1 protein-coding gene is annotated in these 500 nt (G+C 54.0%); it reads left to right on the top strand.

Annotation, left to right across the window (positions count from 1 at the left end; translation table 11 throughout):
- A partial coding sequence (locus tag J9892_RS20700) for an RNA-guided endonuclease TnpB family protein (protein ID WP_210538854.1) occupies positions 1-500 on the top strand: 500 nt, incomplete at both ends.

Below are 500 nucleotides of genomic sequence, written 5' to 3'. Positions count from 1 at the left end.
TTTGATAAGAAACTCGCCGCCAAGGCACCCGTATTCAAGAAAAAAAGCGACAACCGCGACGCTATCCGGTTCGTCAACTTCGACAAGTATTGCCGCCTTGAAAAGGGTCGAGTGAAGCTGCCTGCCGGGCTGGCGTGGGTCAAGTTTCGCCAGTCCCAGCCAGTTGAAGGGAAAATTAAAAACGCGACCGTCAGCCAAGCAGCCGGGCACTGGTATATCTCCTTTCAGGTCGAGCAGGAGACGTCCGAGCCAATTCACCCCTCCGGCTCAATGGTCGGGCTGGATGCGGGGATCGCCAAGCTCGCAACCCTGTCAGATGGCACGGTGTTTGAGCCCGTCAACAGCTTCAAAACTAATCAGACCAAGCTGGCAAGGCTCCAACGCCAGTTGAGCAAAAAGGTAAAGTTCAGCAGCAACTGGAAGAAACAAAAAGCCAAGATCCAGCGGCTGCATTCACATATCGCCAATACCCGCCGCGATTACCTTCACAAGGTCACAAC

Source organism: Aeromonas sp. Prich7-2, from assembly GCF_017939255.1.
Classification (GTDB): domain Bacteria; phylum Pseudomonadota; class Gammaproteobacteria; order Enterobacterales; family Aeromonadaceae; genus Aeromonas; species Aeromonas caviae.
The sequence above is the reverse complement of the archived record's forward strand: the minus strand, read 5'-3'. Positions and strand labels throughout refer to the sequence as shown.